This is a genomic window from Furfurilactobacillus sp. WILCCON 0119, assembly GCF_053471565.1.
On the sequence record NZ_JBPCCV010000002.1, the window covers coordinates 171,467 to 196,102 of the forward strand.

The 24,636-nt window shown below is 46.6% G+C and carries 26 protein-coding genes; 6 read left to right on the top strand and 20 right to left on the bottom strand.

Annotated features, from left to right (window positions below):
• Positions 1 to 135: 135 nt before the first annotated feature.
• The 11 genes from eno to ACRYI5_RS04425 all read right to left on the bottom strand — a co-directional run bounded on the left by eno (position 136) and on the right by ACRYI5_RS04425 (position 12,379).
• Positions 136 to 1,455 (bottom strand): phosphopyruvate hydratase, encoded by a 1,320-nt coding sequence (eno, locus tag ACRYI5_RS04375; RefSeq protein WP_407879582.1) that lies wholly within the window; start codon positions 1,453 to 1,455, stop codon positions 136 to 138.
• Positions 1,456 to 1,544: 89 nt separating this feature from the next.
• A complete protein-coding gene (gene tpiA / locus ACRYI5_RS04380) occupies positions 1,545 to 2,306 on the bottom strand; it encodes a triose-phosphate isomerase (protein WP_407879580.1) in 762 nt (253 codons plus the stop codon).
• Positions 2,307 to 2,441: 135 nt separating this feature from the next.
• Positions 2,442 to 3,641, bottom strand: coding sequence for a phosphoglycerate kinase (locus ACRYI5_RS04385; RefSeq protein ID WP_407879579.1), 1,200 nt, complete (start codon positions 3,639 to 3,641; stop codon positions 2,442 to 2,444).
• A 188-nt stretch (positions 3,642 to 3,829) separates the two neighbouring features.
• On the bottom strand, positions 3,830 to 4,846 hold the full coding sequence (gap, locus tag ACRYI5_RS04390) for a type I glyceraldehyde-3-phosphate dehydrogenase (RefSeq protein ID WP_407879577.1): 1,017 nt from the start codon (positions 4,844 to 4,846) through the stop codon (positions 3,830 to 3,832).
• Between the two features lie 193 nt (positions 4,847 to 5,039).
• Positions 5,040 to 5,540 (bottom strand): phosphatidylglycerophosphatase A family protein, encoded by a 501-nt coding sequence (locus ACRYI5_RS04395; protein ID WP_448224415.1) that lies wholly within the window; start codon positions 5,538 to 5,540, stop codon positions 5,040 to 5,042.
• A gap of 173 nt (positions 5,541 to 5,713) precedes the next feature.
• Positions 5,714 to 6,703 carry a LacI family DNA-binding transcriptional regulator gene (locus ACRYI5_RS04400; protein ID WP_448224416.1) on the bottom strand — a complete coding sequence of 330 codons (990 nt, stop codon included), beginning with the start codon at positions 6,701 to 6,703 and terminating at the stop codon, positions 5,714 to 5,716.
• 8 nt (positions 6,704 to 6,711) lie between these two features.
• The gene (locus ACRYI5_RS04405) at positions 6,712 to 8,175 is read right to left on the bottom strand and encodes a UDP-glucose--hexose-1-phosphate uridylyltransferase (protein ID WP_448224417.1); all 1,464 of its coding nucleotides are present in this window, start codon (positions 8,173 to 8,175) and stop codon (positions 6,712 to 6,714) included.
• Positions 8,176 to 8,201: 26 nt separating this feature from the next.
• Positions 8,202 to 9,371, bottom strand: a complete 1,170-nt coding sequence (locus ACRYI5_RS04410) for a galactokinase (protein ID WP_448224418.1) — start codon at positions 9,369 to 9,371, stop codon at positions 8,202 to 8,204.
• Between the two features lie 20 nt (positions 9,372 to 9,391).
• Positions 9,392 to 10,825 (bottom strand): glycoside-pentoside-hexuronide (GPH):cation symporter, encoded by a 1,434-nt coding sequence (locus ACRYI5_RS04415; RefSeq protein ID WP_448224419.1) that lies wholly within the window; start codon positions 10,823 to 10,825, stop codon positions 9,392 to 9,394.
• A 45-nt stretch (positions 10,826 to 10,870) separates the two neighbouring features.
• A complete protein-coding gene (locus ACRYI5_RS04420; protein ID WP_407879566.1) occupies positions 10,871 to 11,116 on the bottom strand; it encodes a hypothetical protein in 246 nt (81 codons plus the stop codon).
• Positions 11,117 to 11,347: 231 nt separating this feature from the next.
• Positions 11,348 to 12,379: an aldose epimerase family protein gene (locus ACRYI5_RS04425; RefSeq protein ID WP_448224420.1), complete on the bottom strand. Its 1,032-nt coding sequence runs from the start codon at positions 12,377 to 12,379 to the stop codon at positions 11,348 to 11,350.
• 202 nt (positions 12,380 to 12,581) lie between these two features.
• On the opposite strand from ACRYI5_RS04425, the gene ACRYI5_RS04430 reads away from it, so the two are divergent.
• From ACRYI5_RS04430 to ACRYI5_RS04440, 3 genes are all read left to right on the top strand, one after another.
• Positions 12,582 to 12,923, top strand: coding sequence for an ArsR/SmtB family transcription factor (locus ACRYI5_RS04430; RefSeq protein WP_448224421.1), 342 nt, complete (start codon positions 12,582 to 12,584; stop codon positions 12,921 to 12,923).
• Complete coding sequence (locus ACRYI5_RS04435; RefSeq protein ID WP_448224422.1) at positions 12,916 to 13,932, top strand: NADP-dependent oxidoreductase; 1,017 nt, start codon at positions 12,916 to 12,918, stop codon at positions 13,930 to 13,932. Before ACRYI5_RS04430 ends, ACRYI5_RS04435 begins: the two co-directional genes overlap by 8 nt.
• Before the next feature lie 96 nt (positions 13,933 to 14,028).
• On the top strand, positions 14,029 to 14,619 hold the full coding sequence (locus ACRYI5_RS04440; protein ID WP_448224423.1) for a pentapeptide repeat-containing protein: 591 nt from the start codon (positions 14,029 to 14,031) through the stop codon (positions 14,617 to 14,619).
• 250 nt (positions 14,620 to 14,869) lie between these two features.
• On the opposite strand, the gene ACRYI5_RS04445 is transcribed toward ACRYI5_RS04440, so the two are convergent.
• The 4 genes from ACRYI5_RS04445 to ACRYI5_RS04460 form a co-directional block, all read right to left on the bottom strand.
• A complete protein-coding gene (locus tag ACRYI5_RS04445) occupies positions 14,870 to 15,565 on the bottom strand; it encodes a hypothetical protein (protein ID WP_448224424.1) in 696 nt (231 codons plus the stop codon).
• Positions 15,566 to 15,902: 337 nt separating this feature from the next.
• Positions 15,903 to 16,199 (bottom strand): PTS sugar transporter subunit IIB, encoded by a 297-nt coding sequence (locus tag ACRYI5_RS04450; protein WP_407879554.1) that lies wholly within the window; start codon positions 16,197 to 16,199, stop codon positions 15,903 to 15,905.
• A gap of 23 nt (positions 16,200 to 16,222) precedes the next feature.
• A complete protein-coding gene (locus tag ACRYI5_RS04455; protein WP_407879552.1) occupies positions 16,223 to 17,554 on the bottom strand; it encodes a PTS galactitol transporter subunit IIC in 1,332 nt (443 codons plus the stop codon).
• A gap of 20 nt (positions 17,555 to 17,574) precedes the next feature.
• The gene (locus ACRYI5_RS04460) at positions 17,575 to 18,030 is read right to left on the bottom strand and encodes a PTS sugar transporter subunit IIA (RefSeq protein WP_448224425.1); all 456 of its coding nucleotides are present in this window, start codon (positions 18,028 to 18,030) and stop codon (positions 17,575 to 17,577) included.
• A gap of 156 nt (positions 18,031 to 18,186) precedes the next feature.
• Between ACRYI5_RS04460 and ACRYI5_RS04465 the strand changes: the two genes are divergently transcribed.
• The 3 genes from ACRYI5_RS04465 (at position 18,187) to ACRYI5_RS04475 (ending at position 20,305) form a co-directional block, all read left to right on the top strand.
• Positions 18,187 to 19,242, top strand: coding sequence for a PucR family transcriptional regulator (locus ACRYI5_RS04465; protein WP_448224426.1), 1,056 nt, complete (start codon positions 18,187 to 18,189; stop codon positions 19,240 to 19,242).
• A 63-nt stretch (positions 19,243 to 19,305) separates the two neighbouring features.
• Complete coding sequence (locus ACRYI5_RS04470) at positions 19,306 to 19,764, top strand: MarR family winged helix-turn-helix transcriptional regulator (protein WP_407879546.1); 459 nt, start codon at positions 19,306 to 19,308, stop codon at positions 19,762 to 19,764.
• 13 nt (positions 19,765 to 19,777) lie between these two features.
• Complete coding sequence (locus tag ACRYI5_RS04475; protein ID WP_407879544.1) at positions 19,778 to 20,305, top strand: GNAT family N-acetyltransferase; 528 nt, start codon at positions 19,778 to 19,780, stop codon at positions 20,303 to 20,305.
• A gap of 288 nt (positions 20,306 to 20,593) precedes the next feature.
• Here ACRYI5_RS04475 and ACRYI5_RS04480 read toward each other — a convergent pair whose 3' ends face one another.
• The 5 genes from ACRYI5_RS04480 to ACRYI5_RS04500 all read right to left on the bottom strand — a co-directional run bounded on the left by ACRYI5_RS04480 (position 20,594) and on the right by ACRYI5_RS04500 (position 24,569).
• Positions 20,594 to 20,740 carry a hypothetical protein gene (locus ACRYI5_RS04480; RefSeq protein WP_448224427.1) on the bottom strand — a complete coding sequence of 49 codons (147 nt, stop codon included), beginning with the start codon at positions 20,738 to 20,740 and terminating at the stop codon, positions 20,594 to 20,596.
• A 404-nt stretch (positions 20,741 to 21,144) separates the two neighbouring features.
• A complete protein-coding gene (locus ACRYI5_RS04485; RefSeq protein WP_448224428.1) occupies positions 21,145 to 21,801 on the bottom strand; it encodes an ABC transporter permease in 657 nt (218 codons plus the stop codon).
• 1 nt (position 21,802) lies between these two features.
• Positions 21,803 to 22,741: an osmoprotectant ABC transporter substrate-binding protein gene (locus ACRYI5_RS04490; RefSeq protein ID WP_407879538.1), complete on the bottom strand. Its 939-nt coding sequence runs from the start codon at positions 22,739 to 22,741 to the stop codon at positions 21,803 to 21,805.
• Complete coding sequence (locus ACRYI5_RS04495; RefSeq protein ID WP_448224429.1) at positions 22,738 to 23,385, bottom strand: ABC transporter permease; 648 nt, start codon at positions 23,383 to 23,385, stop codon at positions 22,738 to 22,740. Before ACRYI5_RS04495 ends, ACRYI5_RS04490 begins: the two co-directional genes overlap by 4 nt.
• Before the next feature lie 2 nt (positions 23,386 to 23,387).
• Entirely contained in the window at positions 23,388 to 24,569 is a 1,182-nt protein-coding gene (locus tag ACRYI5_RS04500; protein ID WP_407879534.1) for a betaine/proline/choline family ABC transporter ATP-binding protein, read from the bottom strand.
• Positions 24,570 to 24,636: the final 67 nt, after the last annotated feature.

A 24,636-nucleotide genomic window follows, 5' to 3' on the forward strand; every position in this document is an offset into this window, starting at 1 on the left:
GTATAGGTGTACAAAGTAAACGAAAGTAGCGAAAAACGTTTATTTTTATCATTTCTTTGCAAATAACCCGTCTGCCACAAAAAAATGGGTACGGAATAATTTCCGTACCCATTTTAACGTTCATCTCAGCAAGAATTACTTGCTAAGGATGGCGTTACGAGCTTGTTCGCTCAAGTTGTAGAATGAGTGAATGCCCTTGTATTCAGCAGTTGTGTTCAATTGGTCTTCAATCCGCATCAACTGGTTGTACTTAGCGATCCGTTCTGAACGGCTCAATGAACCTGTCTTGATTTGGCCGGCGTTAGTTGCAACAACTAAGTCAGCAATGGTTGTGTCTTCAGTTTCACCTGAACGGTGAGAAACAATGGCCGTGTAACCGGCTTCTTTGGCCATTTCAATGGCTGCAACTGTTTCAGTCAACGTTCCGATTTGGTTCAACTTGATCAAGATTGAGTTAGAAACGCCCATCTTGATCCCCTTAGCAAGGTAGTCAGTGTTTGTAACGAACAAGTCGTCACCAACCAATTGAACCTTCTTGCCAAGACGTTCTGTCAAGGTTGCCCAGTCTTCCCATTCGTTTTCATCCAGAGGATCTTCGATTGAAACAACTGGGTACTTGTCAACGATGCTTTCCAACAAGTCAGTGAATTCTGCGGCAGTGTAGCTCTTGCCGTCACCAACTAAGTCGTACTTCTTTGTTTCTGTGTTGTAGAATTCTGAAGCAGCACAGTCAAAGGCAATGGCGATGTCTTTACCAGGCACGTAACCAGCAGTCTTGATGGCTTCAACAAGAATTTCAAAAGGTTCTTCGTTGTTCTTCAAGTCAGGCGCAAAACCACCTTCGTCACCAACGGCAGTGGAGTAACCACGGTCGTTTAAGATGCTCTTCAAAGCATGGAATGTTTCTGAACCGTAACGAACGGCTTCCTTAATGGTTGGGGCACCAACAGGCATGATCATGAATTCTTGGAAATCAACCTTGTTGTTGGCGTGCTTCCCACCATTGATAACGTTCATCATTGGTGTTGGTAAGACGTGGCCATTGAACCCGCCTAAGTAGTTGTAAAGGGGAACTTCAAGTTCGTCAGCAGCAGCACGGGCTGCAGCCAATGAAACACCCAAAATGGCGTTTGCACCTAATTTACCCTTGTTTGGAGTACCATCTAATTTGATCATTGCTTGGTCGATGGCAATTTGGTCAGTAACGTCGTAACCAACGATTTCCTTAGCAATAAGGTTGTTGACATTGTCAACGGCCTTGGTAACACCCTTACCTTGGTACCGGCTCTTGTCACCGTCACGTAATTCAACGGCTTCATGTTCACCAGTTGAGGCACCTGAAGGAACGATTCCACGGCCCATTGCACCACTTTCCGTGTACAATTCAACTTCAACAGTTGGGTTACCGCGTGAATCTAAAACTTCGCGTGCATAAATATCTGTAATAATAGACATCTTATTCTCTCCTTATTGGGTAAATGTAGTCACAAAGACTTCCCCACTATTATATGTGTTAGACGTTTCACTATCAAGCTGATGCGCAATTATTTTCCTGGGTCGTTACTGATGAGCTCCAAAAATGATTCTGGTTCTAAACTTGCATTCCCGACCAACACACCATCAACGTCCTGCTTTTGCATAATCGCATTAATGTTGGCTGGTTTCACGGAACCACCGTACAAAACGCGAACATCATCCGCCACGTCATCATCATATACGTCGGCCACAGTTTGACGAATCAGGTAACACCCTTCCTCGATTTGGTCGGGTGTTGCCGGTGTCCCAACTCCAATGGCCCAGCTAGGTTCATAAGCAATGATGGCTGTGCGCGCCTGTTCTTCGGAAACACCCTTTAGTGCTTCGATCACCTGTGCCACGACCCAGTGAACCGCATCATTAGCCTCACGTTGGCCCATCGTCTCATCACAACAGATGATTGGGCGCATGTGGTTTCGGTACACCGCTTGCACCTTGAGGTTCACCATCTCATCCGTCTCACGAAATAACTTACGCCGTTCAGAGTGGCCCAAAATGACAAAGTCGACCCCCGCCTGACTTAACGCATACGGGCTGGTCTCACCTGTATAGGGACCGTTGTCCTCAAAGTAGCAGTTCTCTGCGCCAACCTCAATGGGCAAGTCACGTGTCTCACGAACCAGCTGATCCAAAAATAAACTTGGTGCACACACCGCTGTCTCAATTTCTGCGGCCGGGGGTAAATTACCACGAATCCCATCCACAAACGCAGCAACGGAATCGGCCGTCTTGTTCATCTTCCAGTTTCCTACAATCATCGGAATCCGCATCCACATTCCTCCTTTGCACAGTCAGTACATCGTTATTGTAGTGAACTTAGTCGCCAAATACTAGCGAGAACGCTTTCATCATTTGCTTCAAAAAAAGCTGACGCCGAAAATACATTCGACGTCAGCTCATTTAAATTACTTGTCGCTAATGGCAGCAATCCCTGGTAAAGTCTTTCCTTCCAGGTATTCAAGTGAAGCACCACCACCAGTAGAAATGTGGGTCAATTGATCAGCAACACCAAGTTGTTGAACGGCAGCCGTTGAGTCACCACCACCAACGATGGTCGTTGCGTCAAGGTCACCCAAGAACTTACCAATTGCCAACGTTCCCTTAGCAAAGTTAGGCATTTCAAACACACCCATTGGTCCGTTCCAAACAACTGTCTTCGCATCACGTAACGTGTTTTCAAACAGTTCGATTGACTTAGGACCGATGTCCAAGCCCATGTAACCGTCAGGAATGTCACCGTCAACGATTTCAGAAGCTGAATCGTTGTTGAATTCCTTGGCAATAACGGAATCAATTGGCAGAACCAGCTTGTCGCCAGCCTTTGCCATGATGTCCTTCGCCATGTCGATCTTGTCCTTTTCAAGTAAGGAGTTCCCAACCGTTAAGCCTTGTGCGGCAAAGAACGTGTAGGCCATCCCACCACCAACGATAACCTTGTCAGCTTTCGTCAACAAGTTGTCGATGACACCGATCTTATCAGAAACCTTTGCACCACCAAGAATGGCAACAAATGGGTGAACAGGGTTGTCCACAGCGTCACCCAAGAACTTGATTTCTTTTTCCATCAAGAAGCCGGCAGCAACAGGCTTGCCAGCAGCCTTCATGGCCGTTGCGATCCCAACGTTTGACGCGTGTGAACGGTGCGCAGTTCCGAAAGCATCGTTAACAAATTCGTCACCAAGAGAAGCCCAGTATTCGCCCAATTCAGGGTCGTTGCCAGATTCCTTCTTGCCATCTAAGTCTTCAAAACGGGTGTTTTCAAATAACAGGACTTCACCATCGTTCAAGTTACTGATGGCGTCTTCCAATTGTGCACCGCGTGTTGTTGGGACAAACGTTACGGGTTTGCCTAACAAGTTGCTCAACCGTTCAGCAACGGGACGCATGGATAATTCCTTCTTGTCATCTTCAGTCTTAATCCGACCTAAGTGACTGAACAAGATGGCACGGCCACCATGTTCGATAACATAGTTGATTGTTGGCAATGCAGCCACGATCCGGTTGTCGTTACCAATCACCCCATCTTTGATGGGCACATTGAAGTCAACACGCATTAAAACTTTTTTACCAGTTAATTCTAAATCAGAAACAGTTAATTTAGCCAAGGTAACATCCTCCTAACGGTTTGTTTGTACGGATTATAGTTTAACGATTTTTATCGTCAAAAACCACCGCTAACCGCAATTTATTATTAATGTTTGTGAAACGTTCCACGAAATTCGCCATAAAAAAGGCGGGCGGAGTTAACCCCGCCCGCCTTTGCCACGTTATCTCAAAAACGTAATGGTTTAAATTATGCTTCCAAAGTGGCGAACTTCAGCAACGTGCGGATCATGTTGCAAGTGAAGCCCCATTCGTTGTCATACCAAGCAACGGTCTTAACGATTTGGCTGTCACCGGCAGTGGTAACTTCCGTTTGAGTTGGGTCAAATACAGAACCATGAGCATCGTCAATGATGTCGCTTGAAACGATTTCGTCATCGTTGTAACCAAAGGCATCGTTACCTTCAGTGTGCTTCTTGATGGCTGCGTTAACTTCGTCAGCAGTAACCTTCTTGTCCAGAACAGTTACCAATTCAGTTAATGAACCGTCAACAACAGCAACACGTTGTGCATGTCCTTGTAACTTACCGTTCAATTCAGGAATAACTAACCCAAGGGCCTTAGCAGCACCAGTTGAGTGAGGAATCGTGTTTGTTGAAGCAGTCCGATTACTACGAGCCTTTGAACCACGAGGGCCGTCCAGGATTGATTGAGTTGAAGTGAAGGCGTGAACCGTCGTCATCGTCCCAACCTTGATCCCGAATTCTTCGTTCATGAAGTAAGCCAAAGGTGCAAGACAGTTAGTGGTACATGAACCAGCTGACACGATCTTGTCATCGTTGTTCAAAACGTCCAGGTTAACACCAGGAACAACAGTCTTGATCTTACCAGCAGGTGCTGAGATCAGGACACGCTTTGCGCCGGCGTCCAAGTGGGCTTGTGACTTTTCAGCTGAAGTGTAGAAACCAGTACATTCCAGAACGTAGTCAACACCGTCGTTCTTAACCCAAGGAATGTTCGCAGCGTCGCGTTCAGCGTAAACAGGGATTTCCTTACCGTCAACGACGATACCTGTGTCCGTTGAGCTAACTTCACCAGGGAACTTGCCATGAGTGGAGTCGTACTTCAGTAAGTAAGCCAACATTGAAGGTGTGGTCAAGTCGTTAATGGCAACAACTTCGATGTCGCTAGTGTTCAATTCGTGGATCCGCTTCAAAGCTAAACGGCCGATACGGCCAAATCCGTTGATACCAATTTTAACAGTCATTGGTGAACTTCCTCCCTTAAGGAAAAGATATGATTAATACATGAAGAATTATAAGCCAAACAACACAATCCTGCAAACATTCCACTCAATTTTCATAACGGCGCCCGTTCATTTTCATAAAACTATTTTCAAAACGCCATTTTCCCGTTTGCATGATCATTAATCAGATTTATTTTCTGATTTTCAAAAGTGATTACGCATATTTATGAGCGACTTTGGCCGCCACGGCAGCGGCTAATGCACCCACCATGTCATCAATAAACGTGTTGACCTGCCCATCTTTTTGCTCGTCTAACCGTCTAATGACGCCTTCTTTTACCTTATCAACGTACCCGTAGTTTGTGACCCCGATGGTCCCGTACATGTTCGCAATGTTCAGCGCGAGCCCTTCGTCGACCCCAAACACACCCGCATCATTGCGAATAATGCTTTGCAATGGTTCCTGTAAATCACCGGCCGTCGCAAGTCGATCCAGTTCTAACGCCACCATGACATTATTCATCACTTCACGTTTATGAAGCACGTCAATCGTTTCTGCCTCAAACTCACTTAACGGAACATCTGGCAAATATGGCTTTTGTAGATCCTTTGTGATTGCCGCAATGTCTTTATACGTCACGTTTTTTGCCGCTAGTTGGGCGGTCATCAGGTCAAACGCCGCCTGGTCTGGATATTTAAAGGATGCATTATTCATAATAAATGGATGTCCTCCTTAATTTCTCATCGTTTGCAATTGTTTAATCACAAACACATGTTTAGTTTACGCCCTTTGCACCTAAAATTCACGTTTGGCACTGCTACCACCGCACCAAATAAAATGGCCACTTTCCCACATCAGGAAAGCAGCCATTCATGTTTAAATCATTGTTATCGCGTACTTTCCCGGACCACTAGCCGGGTTCCCATAACCACCTGTTTTGCGATCTGGCGGTCATGGTCAAGGGCATCTCGAACTAACTCCACCGCCGCCATCCCCATGTGATTAGTGGCCACGTGAACGGCCGTTAACCCTGGAATTGCGTAACTTGCGATGGATGTATCGTCAAACGTAACCAGCTGAACCTGCGCCGGCACCGCAATCCCCGCCTCAGTAAGGGCCTTTAGCGCACCAACCGCCATCGCGTCATTACTGATCACAAACCCAGTCGGCAAGTTGTGCCCCTGTTCCCGAATCAGTCGCTGCATTTCACGGTAACCAGACTGACGAGAATAGTCACCTTGGGCCATAACCGGTGTCGTGTCAGACGATTGAACGGCGGCCTTAAACGGTTCGATCCGTGGGTCGATCACCGCCAGCCGGCCATCGACCGTCGTTTCTCTACCAGACAATAACCCAACCCGGTTGGCCCCGCCATTCAATAACGTCTTAACCGCCCCGGCTACCGCATGGTTAAAGTCGGTCACAACGGAATCATAGTTGAGGCCCAACGTATCAAAGTCAACAAAAACGAGGTGTCCGCCAAGTGAAGCCAACTGTTCCACTTCTGCTGGCGAATACTTACCCAATGCGATCACCGCATCCACTGGTTCACTCAGTTGACCCAACCGCCCCGCAAAAACGGTGACCACCTGAAATCCGGCGGCTGCCGCAGCTCGTTCAATGCTGACCCGAATCGACATGTAGTACAGGTCTTCCATTTCCTGTGTTTGTGAATACCACTCCACCACAGCAATACGTTTCACGGCCTTATTAACCGCTTGATGACGGTGTTTCGTGTAGTTCAACGCCTCAGCCGCTTCAAAGATCCGCCGTCGGGTCTCGTCACTGACCGCCATTGTGGCGTCATAATTTAGCACCCGTGAAACCGTCGCTAGCGACACCTGAGCCCGTGCTGCAATATCCTTCAAGGTCGCCATAGTGTCACCTACAACGCCGCAAGGAACCGTGCTTGAGCAGCACGCCCTGCGTCGTCCCATTTAAAGACCCCTGCATCAGCTAAGACCCGGGCAAAGACGGTTCCAATCGCGTCATGAACGACTGTTTCAACGTTTTCGGCCGTCACCGTGTTTGCGGACTTCAACATTTCTGCCCAGTCACGGTGGTAATCAACCATGTCGTTTGGTTCATCCAGCAGGAACCGTTCAACTTCTTGCATCTCTGCTTTCAATCGGGCTGGTAAAATGGCGCGGCCCATCACTTCAATGAGGCCAATGTTTTCCTTCTTGATGTGTTGCACATCCTGATGGGGATGGAAAATCCCGTCTGGGTAATCCACTGACGTTTGGTTGTCACGTAAAACCAGATCCAACACGTACTGGTCACCATCACGATAGGCAATCGGCGTAACCGTGTGATGGCGCACATCACCGGTCATGGCCTTAACGGACACGGTTGCATCATCATAGTGGTTCCACACGGTCCGAATGTGTTCCGCTGCACTGCTTAGGGACTGGGTGTCCGTGCCACGTAAACGTAACGTGGTCATTGGCCACTTGACCACCCCACCAGTAACATCGGGGTAATCAGCCAGTGTAAACGGCGTTTCAATCGGGGCCGTCATCATTGGGAAGGTGTGGCGCCCGCCCTGATAGTGTTCATGACTTAACATTGAGCCGCCCACAATCGGCAGATCCGCGTTACTTCCAACAAAGTACTGTGGCAACGTTGTGATGATCTCAAACAGGTTCGTAAACGTTTGCCGATCGATTTTCATGGGCACATGCTGTTCATCTAAGAAGATGGCGTGTTCGCTGAAGTACGCGTATGGCGAGTACTGGAAGCCCCACGGCCGGCCACCGACCATCATCCGAATCACCCGGTGGTTACTGCGGGCTGGATACCCAAGCCGCCCACGGTAACCCTCGTTTTCAAGACATAACTGGCACAATGGGTAGCCACTGGCCGTGGTCGTCGCTGCGGCCGCAATTGCCTTCGGGTCTTTTTCTGGCTTTGAGAGGTTGATGGTAATCTCTAAATCACCAAAATCAGTGCCAGTGTTAAACACAATGTTTTTTGCGATCGCCGCTGTCTTAATGTAGTTGTTGGTTTGACTCAACTGATAAAAATAACTGGTGGCTGCCTCCGTTCCCTGCTGATAGGCCTGCCAAAAACGGGCATTCACCTGACTGGGTGTAGGCGTCATCAGATCCATCAGTTGACCGTCAAGTAGTTCACGCGCCGTTGGTGAATCTTCAATCGTCTGCTGTTTGACCGCCGCATCAACCAGCGCATCGCTCATTGCGGCAACACCCGTTTCTGTCTGGGGCACCGCTTGTTGATCGCCAATCAACGCATAAATCCGGTTGCGTAAGTACACTTGGTCCAGTGGTTCGTATGCGCCCGTTTGTAAGGCTTGTTTAATCAAATTCTCAATCGCATCTTCTGCCATAACGCGTTTTACCATCCTTGAACAAATTATTCTGTTACTTCACGGGCACCATCCGCAATTTCGGCAACGTAAAAGTCTGCTGCGTAGCCAAATGCCTGCTTGTATGTGTCGCCGACAACCTGACGCACGTGGTCCACTTGGTCACGGTCAACAATGGCAATGGCACAGCCACCAAAACCGCCACCAATGATCCGGGCACCCAGAACACCATCTTGTGACCACGCGGTCTTTGCCAACGTGTCGAGTTCTGGCACGCTCACTTCATAATCATACTGTAAAGAAATGTGGGAAGCACTGATCAAGTGACCGAACTGGGTCAGATCATGATCATCTAAGGCCTGCTTAGCATCCAAAGTCCGTTGGTTTTCAAAGACCGCATGGCGAGCCCGCCGAATCAATGTATCGTCGTTGATCAGGTACGTTGCCTGGTCAAAGGCTTCCTTGGATAGATTGCCCAGTGTCTTAACGTCAATGCCCGTCTGAATCCGGGCCAGTGCTTCTTCACACTGTGCACGCCGTTCGTTGTACTTTGAGCTGGCCAGATCGTGTGACTTGTTACTGTTCATGATCAAGACAACGTTATTGCCGAGATCCACTGGGTAGTATTCATAATCCATGCTGTTCGTGTCGAGGAAGATGGCTTGATCCTTCTTCCCCATCCCAACAGCAAACTGATCCATGATCCCAGAATTCAAGCCGATGTAATCATTTTCGACCTGTTGGCCAGCGTACACAAGGTCCAACTGGGTGAAATCTAAGTTGAACAAGGACTTCAGCACGACCCCAACCAGTAATTCAATGGACGCTGAGGAGGATAATCCGGCCCCATCGGGTAAGTTCCCGTGAACGTACAGGTCAAAACCGTGGTCGTATTTGGCGCCCTTTTTATCTAATTCGAACATCATGCCCTTCGGGTAGTTTCCCCACCCAAAGTCTTTATGGAAGTCCAGGTCGTTAATGTCAAACGTCAACGTACCGGCATCCGCTACGTTAGCCGAGTACATCCGCACCGTGTTATCTTCACGTGGACTAACGGCCCCAAACGTTCCTAAGCTAATGGCACACGGAAAGACGTGACCACCGTTGTAGTCCGTGTGTTCACCGATTAAATTGATCCGGCCAGGTGAGAAAAACACTTGTTGTGGTGCTTGCCCAAAGGCATCCGTAAATTCTTGTTTAATCGTTGCTACGTCCATGATTGTTACCGTCCTTTTGATTACTTGATTTCGTTAATTTCTTCTTGGTTCGCGCCAAGTTTTTGTTCCAGTTCCTTAACCACTTCGTCATGCTTCGCTTCCGTCAACTTAACCTTCGTAAAGTAAACGATTCCGGCCAACACGATCATGATCATTGGAATGTAGAAAATGTACATTCTGAAGTTAAACATTTGCCCAGATGTAATGTCACTCGGCTTAGCGTTCCCACTCATTCCGGCAAAGATGGCGGTCAAAACGGCAACCCCGTTGGCAAACGCACCGGCTAATTTATCAATCAGTGGCCGAACGGCTAACGTAACGGATTCGTTCCGTGTGCCCATGTGCAACTGCCCGTATTCAACACAGTCTGTGATGGTCATCAAAGCGGCTAGGAAGATCATTGGGTATGGGAAGAAAATCAGAGAAATGGCAACTAAACTTGCAACAACACTGCTCCCAGCAAACATGAAGACCACGTAACCAACAAGCATGATCACAATTCCGCCCACGTAGATGGCCTTCCGTTTGATTAAGCTTTCCAAAACTGGGAATAAGATAACTGAAACAATTCCCAAAACGGCAGTTACAACGCCGACCAGACTAAACGCACCAGCGTTCCCAATCACGTACTTGAAGTAGTATAGGAACAGTTGACTGGTAATCACGTAACCAAAGGCAAACAAGAAGTATGACAGTGATAACCACATCAATTGGTCGTTTTTGAACAACACCCTGAAAATACCAACAATGCCGACCTTTTCGGTATTTTGACGAATGACGTTGTCTTCTTCCTTGGTTCCAACGGCGGTCGATAAAGCCCCTAAAAATGAAACAACCCCAATTAAAATGGCAAAACCGAGCCACCCTGCTTTGTTTTGTTGACCGTTAGTAGCGCCAAACCAGCCAGAAACCAAAACAACCGTTGGCATGATAATAATAGCAACCCCTTGGGCACCCAACGTTGAGCCAAACCGGGCAATCGTCCCGAACTTCGCCCGCTTTCCAGAATCAACGGTCAGGGCAGGTAACATTGACCAAAACGCAATATCTTTAAATGAATAAAAAATGTCCAAAACAACAAAGGCAATTCCAAACAAGATCAGGTACAACGTTGGCTGACTAACGGACAGACCACCAAACGTGGTAAAAATCAGGATCAGCATCAGTGAACTAATCGCTGCCCCACCAAGCAACCAGGGCTTAAACTTTCCCCAGCGGGTGCGCGTGTTGTCAACTGCCCCACCAATCAGCGGATCAAAGGCAATTTCAACGATCCGAATGATCATGATCATCATCGTCACGATACTGATCATCTTTGTATCATTTGCGTGACTACCAGATTGGAACAGCTGACTGGTCACAAAGAAAACAAAATAAGTGCTTAACGTTGCGTAGAACGCGTCATGCCCAAAGGCCCCAAACGCGTAAGATAAATATTGCTTCATTTGTTTCATGAGTCCGTTCTCCTTGTCTATCGTTCCAGTATTTTCGGTAGGACGTTAGCTGTAACGACGTTCAATGACTTTTTCCAAGATGTCATTTCGTTGCTTTGCCTTTGCGATGTCAAACGAGGTTTCTTCAAGATCGTTAAAATCTTGAACTAACAGCGTTGCTTCTAGATATAACGTTAACTGCCGTTTGATGTACCGCTTATTTTCCTCATCCGGACGTTGGGCGTTACCGCCTAACACTGCCCGAGCAAACTTATCTGGATCGATCGTGAGTTTTTGATTTTGACTTGCCATGTGATTGCCTCCCGTACAATTTTGTTTTTATAAGCGCTTTCGTCATTCACTATAACCAGTTTTAGTAAACTTTACAATAACGATGTTTATCATGCAAAAGTCATGCAACCGGTTGTCATTGCTGATTAGCGGGCTTAACTAACTCGATTAACAATTTTATAAAGTTTTAGTAAAAAAACGTTCTTGCGGATTTTCATCCCCCAAGAACGCTTCCTTTATGACAACCAGCAGTTAGTTCTGCCGGAATTGATAACTGATCTCGTACGTTTGTGGTGCATTCGCTGGTAACACAATGTCACCAAAGCCATCGTGATGGATCGCATCAGGCAACCACTGGGCTTCCATGGCTAACGCTGTAAACGGCGTCGGCTCTGGCTGATCATACGCGTATGGGTCCGCCGTAAAGATGACCAACCCGTTGCGGGCTGAGTATAGATCTAACGCCCGGCCACTCTCAGGGTCACTGACCGTTGCAATCGGTCGATCAGTGCTTCCGTTGACCCGATAGGCATCATCAAACTCCACGCCCCCCGTTGTCGCCGCAAGCTTAGCTAACTGCTCGGTGATGGTGATGGGCTTCGTAAAGTCATACGCCGTGTCCGTTACATCTGCAAACGCCCCGGTTGGCACCTTTTCATCGTTCAATAAGATGCGATGACGGCCATTAATAAACAGTTGTTGGCTGCTTAGCTCATGGTGACCTGTCACGTTAAAGTACGTATGAACGGTTGGGTTAAACAACGTTACGGCGTCACTCGTCCCGGTGATCGTCCATGTTGCCCGGTCGGCATTCGTCAGTGTGTAAGTCACCGCCACCGTCATGTCGCCTGGGAAGTGGTCGACCGTCCCGTCAACGGCTAGCGTTAACGTCACAGCGACTGATTCTGCATCCTGATGCTGATCCGAAACCGTCCACACCACGTCAGAAAAACCGTGTTTTCCACCATGAAGTGTATTCTTATTTTCGTTTTGATCACTGGTGTGTGTCGTGCCATCAATGGCGTACGTGGCACCACCAATGCGGCCCGCCACCCGGCCAACCGTCTTACAAACGTAAAACGGCGTTGCTTCATAATCGTGTAAATTATCATAACTGATCAACAAATTCTTTTGACCACCATGACCATCAGCCACGTCAAACCCTTGCCACGTTGCGCCAAGCGTCAGGACCCGTAATGTCGTGCCGTGGTCATTTGTTAACGTGATCTGGGTAACATCCTGCCCGTCTGTCAACGTTCCGAATGGTTGTTGTTCAATATTCATTTCCCTACCTCCGTGTTTACTAAACTTTACCACATAAGGTTAGCACTTTCTTGAAAGCGTTTTCAATAGAACAACACGATTCTTTATCATTTTTACGCTGTCATTCATTCGTCTCGACTTTCTTTCTCAAAGTTGCGCCTTATGCCAACACGTCGTATCATCAGTTCAAATGTTTAAACCGTTCAACGAAAGGAGTCTTTTTATGGTTACGCAACAACAGCTCGACCAAGCCCGGACAAACTTTTCAGCATGTCAGCCCATGCTTGTTGCACTGGGCGATGAAGCCCGCCAAGCCATCTTATTAACTTTGATTGGCACGACCTGTGCAGAAGGCCTTCGGGTTGGCGACATCACCGCCGCCGTGAATTTGTCCCGTCCAGCCGTTTCACACCACCTCAAACTGCTCAAAGATAGTGGCCTCGTTAACGTCCGCAAGCAAGGAACGATGAACTTTTATTCAGTCGACATCCGCACAAACTTCGCGAAATTAAAGGGCCTTGTCGAGATTATTGAAACCCTAAAGGAGGATCCGATCCATGACTAATACCATGACCGCCCTGGTCGTCGATCGACCAAAACAACCTGCTAAATTGACCACCGTTTCTGTTCCAACGGTTGGCCCACACGATGTTCTTGTTGCCATTCGCGCAGCAAGCGTCAACCCGGTGGACACCCGTTTACAAAACAATCAAATTCAAATTGCGTTACCCCACACACCCACATTTCCAATGATCATGGGCAACGACTTTGCTGGCACCATTATGGCAGTTGGCGACCAAGTTACCGCGTTCAACATTGGCGATGACGTGTACAGTCGGCCCCGCGATGATCGTTCTGGTACGTTTGCCCAGTACATTGCGGCCCGCGACACGGATCTCGCCCTTAAACCATCGTCTTTGACCTACGAAGAAGCTGCGGCGGTCCCCCTTGTCAGTCTCACCGCCTACCAGGCACTTCACGACTTGATGGCCCTAAAGCCCGGCCAAAAGGTCCTCATTCAAGCCGGTGCTGGTGGCGTTGGAACCAGCGCAATTCAGATTGCAAAACAGCTCGGTGCCTACGTGGCCACAACCACCAGTGCGGCGAACCAGCAATTGGTTAAAAATTTGGGCGCAGATGAAGTCATTGACTACCACACCACTAATTTCGATGATGTCATCCACGATTACGACGCGGTCTTTGATACCCTCGGTGGCGACGCCCTCATGGCTGCCTTCAAGGTTGTCAAACCGGGCGGCATCGTCGTGTCGATTGCGGGTATGCCAGACGCTGATTACGCTCGGCGTGAACAGCTCGGGGCCATTAAAACCACGCTGTTTGGCCTGGTCAGTCGGAAGATCACCCGGGCTGCGCGGCGGGCGCAGGTTCGCTACGCCTTTCTGATTATGCACGAAAGCGGTGACCAATTAGCCTTGCTGACAGATCTGATTGATCGCGGTCAGTTTCACCCCGTCATGGACCGTGACTTTCCGCTAGCTGAGGCAACGGAAGCGCTCGCCTACTCTGCAAGCGGTCACGCCACCGGGAAAATCACCATCAGCATGCCGGATTAATCTCGCCCTATGAAAAATTTCGTTTGTCGGCGCCCGTTATTTTCGTTTATAGTGAACGTAACGCTAACCCCCTGAAAACGAAATAAAGGACCCCACATGATAACCCAGCAAACCCTTCCCTTCGACGCCATTGAAGACAGCGAACACTACGACCAGTGCACTTTCTTACCAGCTAATGACCAGATGCGTGCCGCAGATAATGTCTTTACTGCCTGTACCTTTCAACAGACAGACTTTCGCCACAGTGAGTGGCTCGACTGCACGTTTGACCATTGCGACTTTGGCAACACGCACTTTGACGACAGCGTCTTGTACCGTGATGTGTTTACCCACTGCAACCTGCTTGGAACCGACTTTCTAAACAATACCTGGAAGGACAGCCACATTAACGGGTGCCGGGCGGATTACAGCAACTTCAGCGGTAGCAAACTGACCGCGTGTGCGACAGCTGATACATCGTTTAACGGGGCGTCATTTATTGAAGTCACGTTTAAGGATGGCTTTTCGACCACCAGCTGCGCGTTCAACGACTGTAGTTTCATCGGCACGTGGATGAACAAGGTGGATCTGTCCGCCAGTGAATTTAGTAACCTTGAATTCAACCCCGTCGACATCCGCGGCCTCATCATCAACCAATTCCAGGCCAGCTTACTGATCGGCCAGTTTGGCGTTGTATTAAAGGCATAAATTCAGTGAAAATTAAAATGGCTCCCTTCCAACTGATTTGGAAAGGAGCCATTTTTCTATTGTTGCGCGAGCTATCAGTGTTATTCACGAATTAGGGCACTTGAAACGACGACAATGACCAGTCCTGCCAAATAAATCATGATGGTTACCCATAAATTTGCGAGACTAAAAAACTCATGATAAACGCTAGGATAGCCATCCTGCAAACGCTTTGCGTCAGTGTTTATCCCCCATGAAACTTCTTACTTAATTACCCAAAGACATCCCAGTGTTCAACAATTTTCTCATTTTCCAACCGAAATAGGTCAAAAAGAGTCAGCGTTTTGTTTGCGGATTCACTGTGAGTGACCGCTAAAACAAAGTTGCCGGCCCCTAACAACTGGCTAAGGTCCGTATAGGTTGGCAGCGTTCCCCCGCTCTGCTCAATGCGCCGGCGCATTTCAATGACCGCAGCAATCCCGTCACCCAGATTGTGATTGTGTTGGATGTACTGCCCCGCGTTGAAAAACGTTTGAATCAAACCTGGCCGTTCCTGCATCATTTCATCATGGACAAAGTTGCTAACCACCGCTTTATTGGCGGCAGTCAACGGGAAGTCACGAAGCTCGGTCTCCCCGTCAAGTTGCGTGCGACCCGCCGGATTGGCACCAAGGAGTGGGTTCATTACGCCCCAGTGCTCAGTGATCGTTTGATTCGTAACGTGAAATATATCGAGAGCGACAAACGCTTTCTGATCAACCAGCACCTGCGAATGGGCGACCACGAAGTCACCATCAGAAAAGCACCGTACCACTTCGATGTGGCGGTTTTTTGTAGTCGCAGATTTCCCCTGCCAGATGACGTTTGGCCCGTAATCACGGACGCCCGTTCCGGCCAGCAGTTCACTTGGCTGGTGATTGTGATTCATTTGGTCAATGACCGTTTGCACAATTTCAATCGGTGTCATTTATTTGCCTCCGATAATAATTCTGTTGGGAACAGAACAGCTTTTCATAACTTCATTTCAATGACTAAGTTTATCTCATTACGCCGAGCGCCCCAAGAGAAGGCACTTTTCGTTAACTCACCAGGAAATAACAACCGATCTGCGACATTTTTTTCAAATTGACTAACATTTGCTAACGCTTTGTTGATCGACTTGTTTAATAATGGATGCCGCTGCGCACAAAAGGCGAAATCAAGTATTATCTTTGTGTTTACACTTTTAAAGAGAGCTAAAAATGCCCACCGATAAGAATCAGTGGGCATTTTTAACCATCTCGTCATATCCTTCTAGACTTTGTTTAGGCTTGAACTTCCTTCTTAATTTCTTCAAACACAGAATCAACGCCAATTCCGGTTAACAATGGGACTCCGGAAATTACCTTGTCCTTAATGCTGCTTGGCACCATTGTCGTCGAAACCACGATGTCGTAATCCCCATTTTCAATGTTTGCCACTTCATCAGCAATTTTCGATTGGTGGAAGGTCACTTGATCAACCAACCCTTGTTCTTCCAGGTAATCCTTGATTTTCCCCGTTGCAACCGTTGACGTTGCAATCCCGGTGCCACACACAACCATTAAATTTTTCTTTGTCATTATCCTATTGCTCCTTTTTGAAGTTATTCCGCGTCGGTATGTTTATGAAATCTATTCAACCAAATCATTAACGCAAGGGCAACCAATCCTAATCCGATGATCCCAATCCAAAGCAAGTTTCGGCCGATGCCAACAATCATCAGGGTCGTCCAAGCACCACCATCGGATAAGATGGAAATGCTTGAGTTCCCCTTCATGTTGAAGTGGGCAGTCTTTGCAACGGCCGTTAATAACGGGGCAGCCCATGAAGCAATCAGTAGTGAAATGGTCACATCCACAATTCCACCAATAACGATTCGGAACACGTTTCCGTTAAAGACTGCGGCCATAACGGCAATCATAAACGGAATGGTTGCCAGATCACCAAATGGTAACACTGTGTTTCCTGGCAAAATGACGGCAATCAGTAACGTCAATGGCACTAAGATCAAGGAAGCTGATAACACGGCTTCCTGACCAACAGCCAAGGCTGAGTCCATCCCGATGTACAGACTCCGACCTGGGAAACGTTTTTGAACCATTGTGTTAGCGGCCTCAGAGATGGGTGTTAGTCCTTCCATCAACAGCGAAACCATCCGTGGCATTAAGATTAACACAGCCGCGGTTGCCACACCCAAGTTTAAGATTTTGGCCACTGGGTACTTAGCTAAGGCACCAATAACGATCCCAATAATCAGTCCCATCACGGCTGAATCACCAAAAATTCCCAACCGCTTTTGAATCCGTTCTGGCGTCCATTCAATGTTTTTGACCCCAGGAATTCGATCTAACAACCAGTTAATCGGTAAAGCAAGGACGAACCCAGGTGCTGAGGCACCTTGTGGAAATGAAATCCCGGCTAATCCGTAGTGGCGTTGAATGGTTGGTGCTGCCAAGTCAGCCAAGAAGTAAATCCACATTAAGTGAACGACCATGGTGACCAATCCCAAGGCAAAGTTCTGAGTGGCCGCATAGACGAGTGACCCCGTGAACGCAATGTGCCAGTAGTTCCATAAATCGACGTCCAGCGTTTTCGTTAGCCCAACGACCAGTAAAATGACGTTTGCCGCAACCCCAATCGGAATTGCCAAACTTCCAAGAACCGTTCCGTATGAAATGGCTGATGCAGCAGGCCACCCAACATCAATGGTCGATAAGTGAAGCCCGAAGTTTTTAACCATTGCTTGCGCAGCGGGCCCCAGGTTAGAGGTCAACAAGCCAATCACTAAGTTTAAGCCGGTGAACCCAATTCCCACCGTCAATCCTGATTTGAACGCCTTACCAGGTTTTAACCCCAGCAATAACCCAAAAATTAGTAATAAGATTGGGAGCATAACCGTTGGACCGGCGCTCAGTAACCATTTAATAATCCCCATTATGATAAACTCCTCTGTTGTTAAATAATGTTATGTTGCTGTAAAAGTGCTAACACTGACTCTTGATCCTTTGCGTGCAGGAGGCTGTCCATAACGGTTGCCTCCTGAAACATTGTCATCAAATTTTGAAGCATCGTTAATTGTGCATGCGGCTCCGTGAGGGCCAACATGAAAATTAACTGAACGGGCACATCACTGCCATCCCCCATTTGTTTAAACGTCACGGGATGGGTCAACCGGGCAAAGGCAATCTTGGCGGTGTTCACGTGTTCCGCATCCGTGTGCGGAATTGCGACCCCCACCGTGGCCGTTTGAAGCCCTGTGGAAAAGTCCTGTTCACGTTTGATAATTGCATCACGATACGTCTCTTTGACGACACCTTGCTTGTGCAATTGTTCAGCGATCTGTGTTAGTGCATTAACGTCATCAGTTGCATCGACGTCTAAAAGAATCAACTCTTTCTCTAGCAGTACCATGCGGAACCTTCCTATTCACTTGTTTATTAACCGTTAAAATAAGCGCTTTCATTTAACTGTGATTTTATTATCAGGCCTATGATAGAATTATGCTATACACAAATAGACGGACTTTATTGTGCATTTGCACATATTGGCTAAAAATGGAGAATCCACATGCTTAAATTAGAAGGTGACATCCTCACCCGGTTGATTAAAACGATCCAAATTGACCTGCCGTATGAATTACAACTGTTTGATCATCGGGGGCGAAATTTGCAGACCGGAGAAGTCAATTCGGCTGCTCAGGAAACCATGCGGTTAAAGGAAACGACCGTCGATGATTGGGACGCACACCGCACCGGTGTCATTGCGCCAGTCCGGGTCAACATTAACGTTGGTGCCGTTGAGGTTATGGGTGCTCCGACCGTCGTTGCCCCGTTTGTTCGGATCATCGTGGATAGTTTTGAATTTTTGGTGCAGTCTGAGATCGAACATAAGCAGGAGCAGATCGACTCCGAAGAGCGCTCAATTTTCTTCCACCAGTGGTTGCTTTTATCATCGCTGGACGACGCCGATCAACATTTCTTGGAGACCGCCCGCAAACTCAAAATTGATTTATCACGAAAATACCAGATTGCTTTGATTCGCATCCCCAGTGATGAAACGCAGCGAAAACAGCTCGTGACGATCTTAGAAGACTCCCCGTTGGCTTACTTGACCTTCACCCACCTGGAGTACATTATCTTCACTGAAAATGTGCGTGAATTAGACGACATTTTGCAACAGGTTCGGCACCACCGTGATTGGCAAATGGGGGTGGGCAGCGTTCGGGCCTCTCTCCATGACTCATTACATGAAGCCATGCGGACCATTTTGATTAGTAAGTATTTAGAATACACCGACGTTTATTTTTATAATTCGTTAGTTGAAGTGGATGAACTCATGCAAAGTAATGTGGATGTCCGTGACCTCACCGACACCATGATGGGCTTATCGGCCGCCCCAACCGGTGAAGAACTATTACGGACATTCTGGACATATGCGCAGTTAAACGGTGACAATTCGTTAACCGCAAAGACATTAAACATCCACCGCAACACGTTACGTTACCGGCTAGACAAGCTCAGTGACGCGTTAAACGTTGACCCGCGAAATTTATCGGACTACCCCAGAGTGTACATTGCCTACCTGAAATACATTCGTAAACGCTTTATTGGGAATTTAATTTAATTTTAGTTGAACTTACAACCAAAATAAGTTACACTCATTTTATCTTCAGAAAGGGAAGTCGTTATGATTGAAAACACGATTTTACGCAACGTCGGTAGCATTTCACGGGCACTAGATTCGATTAGCAACATAGAATTCAAATCACTCTCGCTGGAAAAAGGCCAATACCTATATCTAAGCCGTGTTGTTGAGCATCCTGGCATCACCCAAATGCAGCTTTCCACCCTCCTCAGTGTGGATAAAACGACAACAAATCGAGCCATTAGCAAATTGATCGAAAAGAACATCATTGTTAAATCTGATGATGAATTCAATCAAAAAAACAAATTGCTATACGCCACCCCTCACGGTGAGAAACTGTATCAGACCTTGAAAGCTGAAAATCAGTACTCCGATGCAGTCGCTTTAACCGCCCTTTCAGATGAAGAAATCGCGCTACTGGATAAATTGTTAGAAAAGGTCAGTCTCAACGTTGTTGCTGATTGGGCAAAAGTAAAAAAAGGGTATCACAGACCCTATTGAGGAGAAACTGTTCATGGCAATCAAGATTAAACGAGTCACGGTTAACGATGTGCATGCATTACAAGAAATCAGTATTAACACCTTTAAGGCGACGTTTGCGGCAGATAACGCTCAGGAAAATCTTCAACACTATCTGGCAACCGCCTACAATCAAACTAAGTTGATCGATGAAATAAATAATGACCAGTCCGAATTTGACTTTATCTTCTATAACGAACGTTTGGCAGGCTACCTTAAGTTAAATTGGCTAGCTGCTCAAACCGAGCCCCAAGGTGAAGACCATCTGGAAGTTGAACGCATCTACATTAAGCAAGAATTTCATCGCTTGGGCCTCGGCAAACACCTCATTAACCATGCCGTTTCAAAGGCTCACTCTTTGGGGATGACCTCGCTTTGGCTAGGTGTTTGGGAGCATAACCAAAATGCCCTCGCCTTTTACAAAACGTTAGGATTCGTGCCATTCAGTGACCACACATTTGATTTCGGTGGTGACTTACAGCGGGATATTTTGATGGAAAAGGCCTTACCAGCTTTATCATAAATGTGCTTCGGTAGCACTTGGTTTTATGAAGAATTCATTTCCGTCTAAACACTTAACTAAAATGACCGCCAGTCTATGATTAAGGCTGACGGTCATTTTTTCAATCGTTGTTATTGATGTTACTGTTCGCCTCTTCGCTTATGAAAGCCTTTTCTTTAAGGCCACACACCTTCTCACCATCTGCCAATTACTAATTGTATTTTCAGCTCAAAACTGCATTATTATGCGCCCTAAATTCATCACCTGAATTGTTTTTTAACTTTAACGGCAAACATCTCTTGCCAAAGTTTACCGGGCTTTTAAAAGAATGTGGAGTAATTGTGAAACAACAATAATGATTGCCACACCAATAAGAGCAAGCCAGAGTGTGTGGGCTCCAAAAATTAACCAAAGCAAAATTGCTAACAGCTCAAGACCAAAAATCACATAATTCATGTTTGTTTTCCTCACTACCAAAAAAATTACGTTAGCCGTTTACATAAATGATTACGATAATTTTACCATCCGAAAAACAAATTGTAGCCCTCAGTGTTTTAGATTACTCAATCTTACGTCAAAAATGCGTATTAAGAACGCATCGCCATCCTCAATGTCATCTTAAGGTTCACCCTTGCTCTTTGACTTTCAGATTCCAGTACGTATCAATCATAATCTCGACAGAAAAGGAGCGGCCATATAGCCGCTCCCTTTCCATCTTTTCACAATTCGAATCATTCTTTCAAGCTGACATAGGCCAACCTTACATTAGGTGACTACGCAACCCCGGTCTAGTCTCTAATCAGCGGTTACCTTAACGCAATGGCACGTCACTCTTTAGTTAAAGACAGCTCATCAAATTGTTACTTCATCTGAGCTGGACTAAACCGTCGCTCTAACCAGCCTAATATGGCATCTGACACAATCGCCATTAAGGCCGTTGGTAAAGCACCGGCTAAGATAATTGCTCCACCATTTGTGGCGTTAGTTCCACGAATAATGATATCGCCTAACCCACCGGCCCCGACAAATGAACCAATTGCTGTGATCCCAATCGCAAGAACCAATGCGTTCCGAATTCCCGCCATAATGACGGATAAGGCCAGTGGTAGCTCCACGTACCGTAACAATTCCAACCGCGTCATTCCAATACCCTTTCCTGCGTCTAAGACATCAGGATTAACATTTAACATTCCGGTATATGTGTTCTTAACGATCGGTAATAATGCGTACAAGAAGACAGTCACAATGACCGTATTAACACCTAGCCCTAAGCCAAGCATCAATACAGATAGCATTGCTAATGACGGAATCGTTTGAATTACATTTGCCACACCGATTACCCAGCCACTCATTTTTTTGTATCGCGCAATCACAATTCCAATGGGAATCCCGACAATTGCAGCAAACAGCACGCCATAAATTGAAATCAAAAAATGCCGATTAAACTGCGCCAGTACATACATGCCATTTTGTTGAAAGTAAGCAACTAGTTGTTGCCAAATATTTAGGTTTGCCACGTTACTTACCCTCCTCAAAGTAATGGTGTGTTCGTAAAAATCGTTGTGCAACCGTCGCCGGTTCCTCTAAATTATTGTCCACTTGGTAATTCAGCTTTTGCATTGTCCGCTCATCAATTTTGCCATTTAACAATGCTAGCGTTGCTTTGAGCTTAGGGAATTCTTTTAAAGCGGCGTCATTAGCAACAACACTGCAACTATACGGCGGGAAGAAATTACGATCATCCTTTAAAACCTTTAGGTTATAACTAGCAATTCGTCCGTCCGTAGAGTAGCCAAGCACTGCGTCCATGCGACCGTTATCCAACGCATCATAAACTAACCCAATTTGCATCGGATAAACGTCATCAAAAGCGTATCCATAAACCCGTTTAAAGTCAGCATAACCGTCACCATGACGGTTTTCCCAGATTGGGTCAATACCAACCTTCATTGTCTTAGCAACTGGCTTTAAATCGCTCACTGAGTTCACATGATTTTGCTTCGCAAACTTCTGAGTGACCATCCAAGCATACGTATCTGCAAAACCATAGCTCGGAAAGTAAGTCATGTGATAGTGTTGCTTAAAATATTTTGTGACATAGGCATCCGTTTGCGCTGGGGTCCGCGAGCGGTCAATTTGTTTGCCCATGATCGACTCTAAATCAGTCCCAGTGTACCGAGTTGCCGTAATATCAGCATCACCGCGCTTTTGTGCATTAAAGGTCACATTACCTGAACCAAGATTTGCAATGATCGTTCCCTTATAAGGGGTGTCGTGCTGGATTAGATCCTTCAACATCTCTGCCATAATCTGTGATTCTGTTGTAGACTGCGCTGCAATTCGCACGGTCCCTGTACTAGAGTTGTTTAACCCAGGAAAGCCACAGCCACTAAGGATTAACACCATGCTCAGGCTAACCAGTAAGATACCAATTAATTTTCGTCCCGTTTTTTTCATGACGTCGCACCTCTACTTTCAGAGTCTGTTTGCGCCGTTAACAGATGTTCGAGTCTCCCCAACAAAAAATCGACCACTAACGCCATCAATATTACAGGGATCGAACCACCTAAAATCAAATCACCGCGATAAAGATTTAGGCCGTTGAAAATGAAGTCTCCTAGTCCACCAGCACCAATGTATGAGGCCAGGGTCGCCCACGCAATGACATACGTTCCAGATAACCGAACTCCCGCCATAATAACCGGTGCGGCGAGTGGTAGTTCCACCATCCGAATTGATTCTAATTGACTCATTCCCATTCCCTTTGCCGCATCCAGCACGCTTGGATCAACGTCTTCAAGGCCTAAATACGTATTACGTAAAATTGGCAACAATGAATAGATAAATAATGCAACAATCGCCGGCTTAGCTCCAATTCCAAAAATTGGAATCATTAAGGCTAACAATGCCATTGCCGGTACTGTTTGTAGCACACTGGCCAACCCAATAATGATTCCGGCTGCTCTTTTAAACCGCGTTAATACAATGCCCAGTGGAATCGCGAACAACACACCTAGGAAAAGGGCAATCCCTGAAATGTACAGATGTTGCCATGTCTTGAATACAAGTTGGCCGCCGTAGTTTTGTAAAAAGGTCACCATGCTTATGCACCCGCCTTTTCATCCGTTTCGCTTGTTGAAACGCTTTCCTGCTCATTATCACCGTCTTCGCCAAACAATGCATCGTAGACGATATCCACTAAAGTTGCTCGGGTGACAATACCAACCAAGTGTTGCTGATCATCCACAACTGGAACGTTTTTATATCCATGTTTCAAGATTCGATCAACAGTATCACGAATCACCGCATTTTCATTCACATAAAAAATTTTTGAATTGACGATGTTGCTAAGCGGATTTTGCGGTGCATAATGATCGTTTAACGTCTCAATATCCACAAATCCCGTTAATTGCTGGTGCTCGTTGGTTACCAATAAGGTATCAACACGTCGATCATGCATCAGCTTTAACGCTCTGGCCATACTTTGATTGGCTTGCATGGCAACGGGGGTCTTTAACATAACCTGCCCAACAGTGGTGATGCTTGGCTTTGCTTGGATCAAACGTTCGCGTCCGATCAATTCTTCAACGAAATCATTAGCTGGATGACGAAGAATTTCTTCCGGTGTAGCGATCTGGACAGTCTTTCCATGTGACATCACCACAATTCGCGTAGCTAGCTTCATTGCCTCATCCATGTCATGAGTCACAAAGATAAACGTCTTCCCAGATTTTTGTTGTAAGCTTTTAACCAAATCCTGTAACAATTCACGTGTTACAGGGTCTAACGCGCTGAAAGCTTCGTCCATCAGGATAATATCCTGATCAGCCGCTAGCGCCCGTGCAACGCCAATCCGTTGCTGTTGCCCACCTGACAGTTCACCTGGATAACGATCCAAAAAATTCTCTGGCAACTCTACCATGTTAATCATTTCTTTAGCACGAGCTTGCCGCTTCTCTTCTGGCCATTTTAACAATTTAGGCACTAGCGTGATGTTTTCGCCAATGGTCATGTGTGGTAACAGGCCAATATTTTGAATAACATAACCAATCCGACGTCGTAATTGCACCGGATTCATGTCTGCAATGTCCTTGCCATCAATTTTAATGGTTCCAGATGTTTGCCGTAACATCCGGTTAATCATCCGCATTGTCGTCGTCTTTCCGGACCCTGAAGTCCCAATAAAACAGATAAACTCACCCCGGTTGACTTCTAAATTAAAGTCATCAACGGCAACCTTATTGCCAGCGTAGATTTTATTTAAATGGTCCATCGATAAAAACATTTGTATTTATAACCTCCAATTTGGTAGATGCTAACGTTCTCCGTACTTAATCACTTGAAGTGATCTG